Annotated in this window: 9 protein-coding genes; 3 read left to right on the top strand and 6 right to left on the bottom strand. The window is 58.6% G+C overall.

Annotated features, from left to right (window positions below):
* Positions 1-427: 427 nt before the first annotated feature.
* Positions 428-874, bottom strand: coding sequence for a universal stress protein (locus B2M20_RS18485; protein WP_079448476.1), 447 nt, complete (start codon positions 872-874; stop codon positions 428-430).
* A 337-nt stretch (positions 875-1,211) separates the two neighbouring features.
* Here B2M20_RS18485 and B2M20_RS18480 point away from each other — a divergent pair, with 337 nt between their 5' ends.
* Positions 1,212-2,753, top strand: coding sequence for a catalase (locus B2M20_RS18480; protein ID WP_173816077.1), 1,542 nt, complete (start codon positions 1,212-1,214; stop codon positions 2,751-2,753).
* Between the two features lie 110 nt (positions 2,754-2,863).
* Here the strand turns inward: B2M20_RS18480 and B2M20_RS20835 are convergent, their stop codons facing one another.
* Positions 2,864-3,400, bottom strand: a complete 537-nt coding sequence (locus tag B2M20_RS20835; protein ID WP_079448474.1) for an integrase core domain-containing protein — start codon at positions 3,398-3,400, stop codon at positions 2,864-2,866.
* A gap of 743 nt (positions 3,401-4,143) precedes the next feature.
* Entirely contained in the window at positions 4,144-4,506 is a 363-nt protein-coding gene (locus tag B2M20_RS18470; RefSeq protein ID WP_079448479.1) for a PRC-barrel domain-containing protein, read from the bottom strand.
* A gap of 717 nt (positions 4,507-5,223) precedes the next feature.
* On the opposite strand from B2M20_RS18470, the gene B2M20_RS19700 reads away from it, so the two are divergent.
* Positions 5,224-5,382, top strand: coding sequence for a hypothetical protein (locus B2M20_RS19700; protein ID WP_158081568.1), 159 nt, complete (start codon positions 5,224-5,226; stop codon positions 5,380-5,382).
* Positions 5,383-5,582: 200 nt separating this feature from the next.
* Positions 5,583-6,602: a zinc-dependent alcohol dehydrogenase family protein gene (locus B2M20_RS18465; RefSeq protein ID WP_087881226.1), complete on the top strand. Its 1,020-nt coding sequence runs from the start codon at positions 5,583-5,585 to the stop codon at positions 6,600-6,602.
* 511 nt (positions 6,603-7,113) lie between these two features.
* On the opposite strand, the gene B2M20_RS18460 is transcribed toward B2M20_RS18465, so the two are convergent.
* From B2M20_RS18460 to B2M20_RS18450, 3 genes are read right to left on the bottom strand one after another with little or no spacing between them, the layout of a single operon-like run.
* Positions 7,114-7,860, bottom strand: a complete 747-nt coding sequence (locus B2M20_RS18460; protein ID WP_201789046.1) for an SDR family NAD(P)-dependent oxidoreductase — start codon at positions 7,858-7,860, stop codon at positions 7,114-7,116.
* On the bottom strand, positions 7,857-8,264 hold the full coding sequence (locus tag B2M20_RS18455) for a c-type cytochrome (protein WP_079448473.1): 408 nt from the start codon (positions 8,262-8,264) through the stop codon (positions 7,857-7,859). Before B2M20_RS18455 ends, B2M20_RS18460 begins: the two co-directional genes overlap by 4 nt.
* A complete protein-coding gene (locus tag B2M20_RS18450) occupies positions 8,261-9,472 on the bottom strand; it encodes an FAD-binding oxidoreductase (protein ID WP_210189133.1) in 1,212 nt (403 codons plus the stop codon). The genes B2M20_RS18455 and B2M20_RS18450 overlap by 4 nt, the downstream gene beginning before the upstream one ends.
* Between the last annotated feature and the right edge of the window lie 131 nt (positions 9,473-9,603).

Here is a 9,603-nt window from a genome sequence, read left to right as displayed (position 1 = left end):
GGCCATGCATGCTGGCCTCCTTCGCCAGCATGCAGCTTGAATCTGACTCGCGCCGTTTTGGGAATCCCAAACGATTCATTCCGGTCGGAAAATGCTCTATCTGCCCCGAACGCTCATGCCAGTGCAGTCAAGAGCTTGGAAAGGGGCTTTCGCGCGGACAAGGGTCCGCGCCGACGAGCCGTCGCCGGCATGTCTCGCGATCCTTTGACATGACGGTCATCCAGTGTTGTGCTGAAACACCTCCAACCTGGAGGTACGCTATGATCCGGCTGCCAAAACCAAGCCGGATAAGGAACGCTCGAGCGAACGCATCGACGGCATCGTCGCGGTCTCCACCGCGCTCGAACGATCGCTGGCTCGTGACGTCAGTGCTGGTCGCTCGGTCTTACGAGAGCCGCAGCATCTCGATGCTGTAATGTCTGGCTGGTCAGTGGATCACAAGAACCGGGATATGCGCAGTCGCAAGAACCTCGGCAGTCTGGCTGCCCAGAAGGACTCTCTTGATTCCACGGTGTCCATGGGAGGCCATCACGATCAGGTTGCAACCCTGCGTTTTCGCCGCATCAACGATAGCTGCAGCTGGCAAGGCATTCGGGATATGAAATGTCTCGACCGTCAGTGCCATTTTTTCTGCAGCCGCTTTCGCTGCCGAAAGGATAGCCTTTGCATGTTCCTTGTTGCCATCTTCAAACCGATCCAGGTCCATGCCTGCGGTAGCCCATCCGCCAGCGCCGATGGTGGGGACTGGAAAAGGCGCCGTCACCGTGACGATCGTAATCTTGCTGCCAAGTGCTTTGGCCAGCGACAGGCCATGGTTGACACCGTTCTGTGCCAGTTCGGAGCCGTCAGTGGAAACGAGAATGTGAGTATACATGGTATCCCTTCGCGCTCAGAAATTCTGCAACGATCATAGCCATCACATTTCATCTCAACAAGAAACCGCCGCAAAGGGCTGGATGAAAGATGGAGCTCATGTAACATCAGCCATCAGGACTGCACCATCCATAGTAGCCAACCCATTCCAATTCAGCCGCCGGCTGGAATCACACAAATGCTCCCGCGACCACCCGCAAAGCCAAACGCTTTACTGGGAAGTTACGCTTGAGTCCAACTCGCTGTTGCAAGCGCTTCCGTTTCCGTTTGCAGACTCAATTTCTCAGATTGAGTAATTATATGGACACTTATGCCGTCACCGGAGCAGGGAGAAATCTATGTTAAAGCGATACGATGCAATCAGAGGGATGCATTCCACCACCGGCGCCGGTGCGCCCGCTCCGAGCGACCGCAACTCCCTCACCATCGGTCCGGATGGTCCCGTCCTACTGCATGACGTCCATTTCCTCGAGCAGATGGCGCATTTCAACCGCGAGAAAGTGATTGAGCGCCAGCCTCACGCCAAGGGTTCGGGCGCGTTCGGCGTGTTCGAGACGATGGAGGATGTGTCCGCATACACCAAGGCCGCCCTGTTTCAGAAAGGCGTAGTCACAGACATGCTTGCGCGGTTCTCGACCGTCGCCGGCGAACAGGGTAGCCCCGACACTTGGCGCGATGTGCGTGGCTTCTCGCTTAAATTCTACACGACCGACGGCAACTACGACCTTGTCGGCAACAACACACCAATCTTCTTCGTACGCGACCCGATGAAGTTTCCACACTTCATTCGCAGTCAGAAGCGATTGCCGGATTCGGGTCTACGCGACAGCCATATGCAGTGGGATTTCTGGACCAACAACCCGGAGTCGGCCCACCAAGTCACCTATCTCATGGGAATGCGCGGACTGCCGCGGACCTGGCGACATATGAATGGCTATGGCTCTCATACCTACATGTGGGTGAATGCCAAAGGCGAACGGTTCTGGGTGAAATATCATTTCCATACCCAGCAAGGGATGAAGTTTTTTACCAATCAGGAAGCCTTGGCGATGTCGGGCTCGGACGCCGATTTTCATCGCCGCGATCTGTTCGAGGCGATTGCCCGAAGTGAGTATCCGAGCTGGACGCTATCGGTTCAGATCATGCCTTATGAGGACGCCAAGTCCTACCGGCTGAACCCGTTCGATCTCACAAAGGTCTGGCCGCATGCGGATTATCCGCTGGTCCGCGTTGGGAAGATGACGCTGAACCGCAATCCCGAGAACTTCTTCGCCCAAATTGAGCAGGCTGCGTTCTCTCCGGGCAACACTGTGCCGGGGATCGGGCTTTCGCCGGACAAGATGCTGCTGGGCCGCGCCTTCGCCTATAACGACGCGCAACGGAACCGGATCGGCGCCAATTTCCATCAGCTTCCGGTTAACCAGCCCAAGGCGCCGGTTCAAACCTACATGTTCGACGGACCGATGGCGTATCATCACAGCGGTAATGCGCCTGTCTACGCCCCGAACAGCGGCGGGCGGCACTGGGCGGACAACACCGGCACAGTCGCCGACGGTTGGGAAGCCGACGGCCAGATGGTGCGCAGCGCCTATGCGCTTCGCGCCGACGACAATGATTTTGGTCAACCTGGCATTCTGGTGCGTGAGGTGTTCGACGACGAACAGCGCGACAGGTTGGTCGAGCAAGTCGCCGGAAGCCTTCTGGGCGGGGTTCGCGAGCCTGTGCTGAGCCGTGCGTTCCAGTACTGGAAGAACATCGACCCCGAAGTTGGACACCGCATCGAGGACAAGGTCCGCGGGGGCAGCGCGCCCGAGCCGACCGAAGGCATGGGCGAAGGCTCGGCACCGGCGGAGAGAAAGCGGAGCGTCGCCCCGGCGTAACGGGAAGAGGTGGCGAGCAGTTACGTAACCGTTACACCTGCGTCATTATGGGACCAGCGACCTGATCTTCAACACGCACCCTCTCGGAGTTGCAGCATACGCCGGTAAGATCAAAGTAGGAATGTTTGCGCCACGACCACCTTCTCGCGGAGGTAGTGGTGGAATTTCGTGGCGCATCCTATGACAGAGTGTTGCCTTAATCGCCTGCAAACTCGAACAAAATGCTCGCGAACTCGCCGCTCTGCAGACACTGGAGCAGAAGTTCGGAAAAGATCAAGCGCGCCTATATGCCGACGCACAGGAAAGCGCCAGCCGGAAAATCCGGAGCCTCCACGCCCATCATGGCATCGACTGCGATATTGAGACCAAGTCTGCCTACGCCTTGGAGGGGGCCCCTTGGGCCGGACGGAATTTGACCGCCGGTTTGACGGCTTGCCGGATATGTTGATTCTCGAATTGTACGGGCTGAGATAGCGGAGCGCTGAGTGTAGCCGTCTGCGATTATAGACTCCATCAAGAAAACGTAGACGGCTTTCTGTGACGTCGGCGAATGTCTCGAAAGCCATCGGGTAGACAGCTTCGACCTTGAGCGTCTTCATGAAGCTTTCCGCGTTAGCGTCGTCATAGGGATTGCTACGCCGGCCCATGGGGCCGACCAGGCCGTGAGCGGCAAGATGATCGCGATAGGCAGCGGCGGCGTATTGCGACCTGCGATCGGAATGATGTAGGCCCGCATGAAGTCGCTCGCAATTCCGCCGGGCTAGCCTGGAACCGTCGGCACGAGTGTAGGAGAAAACCTTTGCCGGACTTTTGCCGTCGCATGCCGGCCTGTCGTGTGAGAGGTATCTTAGCCCCGCCGCCTCCGCTACATCCTTAGGATCGACGATCGTCTGCTTGGCGGCTCGGCGCTCCGCAAAGCATCAGGACGGCAACGTGGTCCAGCTGGCGCTATTGCATGACCTCAGGCAAGCCCTGATGGGTTGAACAGCTTGCGGCGTCTTTCGGCGTTTCGGCGCTTGAACACCGGAGATCCCCGAAGTCGACGGGAGTGTGGCGTGGATTGGAGAGGCGAAGACAGAAGAGGCTGTAAGAGCGGCCGGCGCGACAGAACGTCAGATCCACGAGGCCCAACGATGTCTTAGATCGTCGGCCCGATGGGGACCCTGCTTTCAGCCTCGGTGCCGTACTGGCCCTCATTGCCGGCTGGAGGCTTTGCGACAATGGGAGCGATCTCGCTGGCAAGGTGCTTGGAGCGGGAGTGACGCTGGTGCTGCTCGGGTGGCTGATGATGTATGGGCAGAAACTTGGCGCGCGCGGGCGTTGGAGGGTCAGAACGACATGGGTCAGCGAAACCCGCCGGGAAATCCCGGCGGGTACTAACAATCACTCTTTAGCCTGGATGTACCACGACCTCGTTATTATAGGGATGGAGCGTGGCATATCGAGCGTTCCAGTCAAAGATGGTCTCCACCCCGTGCTTCGGGCGGCCTTTCAACCGGTTCTCGCTGATGTCGGAGCTGTACGCGCCAAGATCGGCATCGTATCTCAACACGTTCCAAGGCACCATGTAGCGAGCGTTGCCGATGCCAAACAATCCGCCGATACCGAGTACGGCGTGGGCAATCTCTCCCTTCTTCTCGTCAACCATCACGTGCTTGATTGAACCGATCTTCTTCCCCTCGGCCCCATAGACAGTCTTTCCAGACAGTTTCCTACTAGGGCGCAGGTGCGAAGTTTTTCTTTTCACAGCCATAGCTTCTCCTTTCCTGATGACGACCCGCGCGAACGGAATGCGTCCCGCCGAATTGCGGTTCGCGGCGCGAGTCAGCGACGTGGATTTGAGCGACGCTGGCATGGCCCCTCGCCACCGATAAGATACGGCGGTCTGCGGCGTCACAATTTCGCGGAAGCTAGCGGTTAAGAATCGCACCGCTCAAGCGGCGATCGCCGCGCTTGCCGCAGCCTTAGTGGTGAGTGCATTGGGTCGCTTTATCGGAAGCGCCGTCTGTCCTCACATCGTCACACTCTCATATGAGGGCTTGTGCAAAAAAATCAAGAGATACTGGTATTTTATGGAAGGAACTTAACTTGGCGCGAGATCTGCCGCAAGGCGGTCCCTATTCATGGGCCATCTGCCCTGCCGATATGCGCGCCGGCCGCTATGGCTGGCGAAGCCAGCAATCAACGTCGACGGTCGAGAGACACGTTCCTCTTCCTTCGAAAAAGTTTGCCGATATCGACGAGCTTCGCTTTGTTACGTTCTATGCTCAAGCTTGCATCTATTCCGTATGTGATTGGCTTCGATCACACAACTCAAGTCAGCCCGACGGATGGTCCATGAAAAACCCCAGGTGCGATCAAGCAGCCGCCGGTAAACCTACCTCGCACCCGAATTGGACAAAGGACAAAAGAACATTCAGGCAGGTTGAAGAAGTGCAAGGCGAGACCAGCATTGCTTTGGATTTAGTGAATGGACAAGAACTGTCGGCCGACGGTGCATCATCACGGCATGGATCACAGCCGAGCGCATTCGCTCAAGATCGCGGCCTCCAAGCGCAATGGCTTGTGGGTCGGAGGCATGGTTCCGCTAGGATTACGCGCTGAACCGAATCTCTTTATGGGTTCGTGACGCAAAGGGTAGAATCTGAAATGCCCTCCCTCAGGGCCTTCGCGGCGAGCGTCGATCGTTCCCCGAAAAGCCGCTTGCATCGAACAAGGCGGCCCCACACGATTAACATACTGCGGACCGATCGGAAGTGTCCCGTTTGTATCAACGAAAAGGCCATTTCATCGTCATCTCAGGCACGCCGAAAGAGAAAGCGGAAACACATGACCAACAGCATCAAGGCAGTACGCACCCGCGGCCAGCGCGGGATCGACGGTCTGGAAATGGTGAACTTGCCCGATCCCGGCCAGCCTGGGCCGGGTCAGATCCGCGTTCGTATCCACGCCAGTTCATTGAACGCGCACGACCTTGCGGTCGTGAAAGGCGTGATGGGTGCCGCAGACGGCCGCATTCCCATGTCTGACGGCGCCGGGGTCGTTGAAGCGATCGGCGAAGGTGTGGACGAATTCGCTGTCGGAGAGCATGTCGTCTCGACATTTTTTCCTGACTGGCTCGATGGCGTTTCGCCCGTTGCCGATTTCTCGACGACGCCGGGCGACGGGATCGACGGCTATGCCAGGGAGGTCGTCGTGGCGCGGACGCAGGGTTTCACGCAGGCCCCCGCGGGTTACAGCCATGCCGAAGCCGCAACGCTGACCACCGCGGGCCTGACCGCGTGGCGGGCCCTGGTCGTCGATGGTGGGATCAAGGCCGGGGACAGCGTTCTAGTGCTCGGCACCGGCGGCGTCTCCGTTTTCGCGCTCCAGTTTGCCAAGGCGATGGGAGCGAGCGTTATCGTGACATCCTCGTCCGACGAAAAACTGGAGCGAGCCAGATCGATGGGCGCCGATCATCTTCTCAACTACCGTCGTGATGAAAACTGGGGCAGCACCGTCCGGGAGCTGACCGGAGGGCGGGGCGCCGACCATGTCGTGGAGGTCGGCGGCCCGGCCACGCTTGCCCAATCGATCCAGGCTGCGCGCATCGGCGGTCATATCGCGCTGATCGGTGTCCTGACCGGGGTGGCCGGTGAGATTCCGACGGCCGCGCTGATGGCGCGACAACAGCGGCTTCAGGGCTTGATCGTCGGCAGCCGACGCCATCAGCAGGACATGGTGCGCGCGATCGAGACGATCGGCATGCGCCCGGTGATCGGCCGCTCCTTTCCGCTGAAATCGATTGCCGACGCGTTTCGCCTTCAGGCAGGCGGAGGTCACTTTGGCAAGATCGCGCTCGAGATCTAAAACCCGGATCCGGAGGAAGCTATCAGCCAGGATCATCGTTGCGGCCCAGGCCATCGGCTCCTCCATCGCCATCGGCGGTCGACGTCCCTACCCGACGACGTTGCAATCAGTGCTCTGCTGGTGTGGATTGCCTACCTGACGGCAGGCCTGATGATCGCCTAGCTTTACAGGGATGTAACGAGCGGCCCTGCCTGCCATCCTCGTTATCGCTGGCTCTACGAATGGTTACTGGTCCTCCTGTTACCTTCGCACAGGCCAATCGCGATGCTTATCGCCTCTCGGCCGGGCTGTCTCGCCGCAGCGCTCGCGCTGTCGCGCTACAGATTCAACGCCAGGATGACGATGACGAGCCGAACCGTAGATTTTCGTTGGCAAACCAATTCGTCAGTCCGAGAAGCCGCCGATATTCCAACTCGCTGGCGCCGGATCTCCGACTCAAGCGAGTTACCTCTCTGAATTGAGCGGATAAGGCCTCCAGCCATCGAGCGCGGAAGCGCATAGCGCATATTATTCAATGAGCCAGCGCACCGCCGTCAACGGGGTAGTAGGCACCTGTAATAAAACTGGATCTCGGACTGGCAAGAAACAGGACCAGTTCGGCGACCTCATCCACTTCGCCCAGCCGGCGCATAGCATGAACCTCTTCCAGTGTCGCGCGCTGCTCGGGCGGTATGTAGTCGATCAGCTCGGTTTTGATGAAACCGGGGCCGACCGCATTAGCGCGAATGCCGCGGGTGCCGTAGTCGACAGCAATGTTTTTCGTCAAACCCACCACGCCATGCTTGGCAGCGGTATACGGGGAAAGGCCAGGAAAACCCACTGCGCCCGCCACACTGGACATGTTGACGATAACGCCGCCGCCTGCCTCGAGCATAGCCGGAATTTGCATCCGCACGCCGTAGAACACGCCGGACAGGTTGATGCGGATCACCCGATCCCAAGTTTCAACCGGGATTTCGGCAGCGGGAGCGAAACGATGGCTGATGCCTGCGTTGTTGACGGCAATGTCCAGGCGGCCGTAAGCTTCCTTGGTGCGGTTGATGACTTCCACGTGATGCTCGGGGTCAGAAACATCGCCTGTAACGACTATCGCCTCCCTACCGATAGCGCGGATAGCCTCGAGGGTTCCATTGCCGCCTTTGTCGTCAATGTCCGTGATGACGACATTGGCGCCTTCTTCCGCCAGCTTCAGTGCAATGCCGCGACCCAGTCCAGAACCGGCTCCGGTGACGATGGCGGTCTTGTTTTCGAGAATCATTGTTTTCCTTCTTTGGCCGTGGGGCTGGTCGTTCGGTTGGCGTGCGAGAGGTAGGCACCGATGGCGGCCAGCTCTTCGTCATTGATTTCTGTCTTTCGGAAGAACGGCATCACCGAGATACCATTGCGCACGAACACCTCGACCAGCTCCGGAGTGAGAGAGGGCCGGTCTTCGAGTGCAGCGGGCAGCGCGTCGCCATAACGAGCCTTCAAGGCTTGGGTGCCGGGATGACCCGGGCCGCGCGCGTGGCAGGCGGCGCACCAGTATTGGTACAGCTCATTGCCTCGCTGCAGTTGGGCTTCGTTTACGACGGGTTTAGCGGTGTGACCCGATGGCGGTTGAGCGGCGGCTGTGACTGGACCTATCAGCGCCAGCACCAGCGCGACAAAGAGCGTTTTCTTCATGGCTTATCCTTCCGGTACCGGCGCGGCCAGATCCCGCCTCGCCCCGGCGCCATGATGCCCGCCGGGTCGACAGCGTCTTTCAGTTGCTCCTGGAATCGCAGGAGAACGTTATTGTTGAACGAATAAGTCCCCGCAACCGCGTTCTGGAACGTCGGCGCCGTGCGGTACTCTGTCCAGCCGTGATCGGCAGCGATGCGAATTAGGTTGCGGAAGTCCTGCACGGCCTTGCGATTGTGTTCCTTGTCCGAACGCGAAACAAACACTGGGAACAAGTACACGTAGGTTCGATACTGCCAAGTCTGGGGTACATTGGTAACACCTATCGGGGCTGAGGTGATGTTCAGCTCGCGTGCTGCCTTGGTGAAGACTTCATGCGCACGCATGAAGGATTCTCCGGAGCGTGCGATGATGGGTGAGAACCACACGTGACCGTCACTCGGCTCCGGCATCGCCGCCGAGCGCGCGCCGATCGAGAAGATCGACATGTTAGGAATGCCAAGCGCCACCTTGTGCCGGACGCCTGACGTGGCTTTCTGGTTCCGCAAAGGATCCGGGTAGCTCTCGATTTCTTCAAACTGCACGCCGGGAATACCGCCGAATAATTTCTGCGCATATACCCAGCTCGCCTGAATGGTCTCCTTGGGGCCATAGAAATTGAGCAATACGTTCCAGAATTCCAGCCCATGCTTTCGCGCGTATGCTTCGTATTTTTCCACGCTGGCGCCGCCGGGTTGGCCGTTAAGCTCCATCAACTCCGAAGTGGGACGATAGATTTCCGGCTCAATCTGCATGCATAGCGGGTCCATGGGACTAGCGTAGCGCGGATGACCGATCAGGCCTTGGTCCTCCATGAAGTTGACACCATCAATCAATGCGACCAGGTCACGATAGCGGGGAACCTTGACCATGGCGGCCAGGAAATGGTCTGGCGCCGGCTGCATCCAGAAGCCCATCCTGGTAACGATCCCAAAGTTCGCTTGGGCGAACAGCCCGTTCACATACGCGCCGAAGCCATATTTGTTCTCGGCCCAAGTTTCAGCTCTCGGGACGGCGGCCATACCCGTGCGCATGATTTCGCCGTTCGGCAACACCACTTCCATACCGCAATGTGAACCGAAATGGTCGCGGTAGTTCATCCAAGTGTAGCCGACGCCGTGGTCGAGTGCGTTACCTAGCGGGCTACCCCAACCGGGATCCGGGATATCCATCATCAGACGCTTGCCATGCTTCTGAATGTGGTTGTCCGGGATCAGCGCCTATGGCACAGAATTGATTGTGTGATCTAAGGAGTGTTCGGTTCTCGTCGCGGACGAAGGAACGAACATGAGCACGAAGTCGA

This window comes from Nitrobacter vulgaris (assembly GCF_002028545.1).
Lineage (GTDB): Bacteria > Pseudomonadota > Alphaproteobacteria > Rhizobiales > Xanthobacteraceae > Nitrobacter > Nitrobacter vulgaris.
This window is presented reverse-complemented; position numbering and strand designations above follow the sequence as displayed.

What these genes read in the sequence shown, in the direction of transcription:
- B2M20_RS19700 (WP_158081568.1), top strand. Translation starts at nt 5,224, where the DNA reads ATGGACAAGAACTGTCGGCCGACGGTGCATCATCACGGCATGGATCAC.
- B2M20_RS18450 (WP_210189133.1), bottom strand. Translation starts at nt 9,472, where the DNA reads ATGGATATCCCGGATCCCGGTTGGGGTAGCCCGCTAGGTAACGCACTC.
- B2M20_RS18460 (WP_201789046.1), bottom strand. Translation starts at nt 7,860, where the DNA reads ATGATTCTCGAAAACAAGACCGCCATCGTCACCGGAGCCGGTTCTGGA.
- B2M20_RS18465 (WP_087881226.1), top strand. Translation starts at nt 5,583, where the DNA reads ATGACCAACAGCATCAAGGCAGTACGCACCCGCGGCCAGCGCGGGATC.
- B2M20_RS20835 (WP_079448474.1), bottom strand. Translation starts at nt 3,400, where the DNA reads ATGGGCCGGCGTAGCAATCCCTATGACGACGCTAACGCGGAAAGCTTC.
- B2M20_RS18485 (WP_079448476.1), bottom strand. Translation starts at nt 874, where the DNA reads ATGTATACTCACATTCTCGTTTCCACTGACGGCTCCGAACTGGCACAG.
- B2M20_RS18480 (WP_173816077.1), top strand. Translation starts at nt 1,212, where the DNA reads ATGTTAAAGCGATACGATGCAATCAGAGGGATGCATTCCACCACCGGC.
- B2M20_RS18455 (WP_079448473.1), bottom strand. Translation starts at nt 8,264, where the DNA reads ATGAAGAAAACGCTCTTTGTCGCGCTGGTGCTGGCGCTGATAGGTCCA.
- B2M20_RS18470 (WP_079448479.1), bottom strand. Translation starts at nt 4,506, where the DNA reads ATGGCTGTGAAAAGAAAAACTTCGCACCTGCGCCCTAGTAGGAAACTG.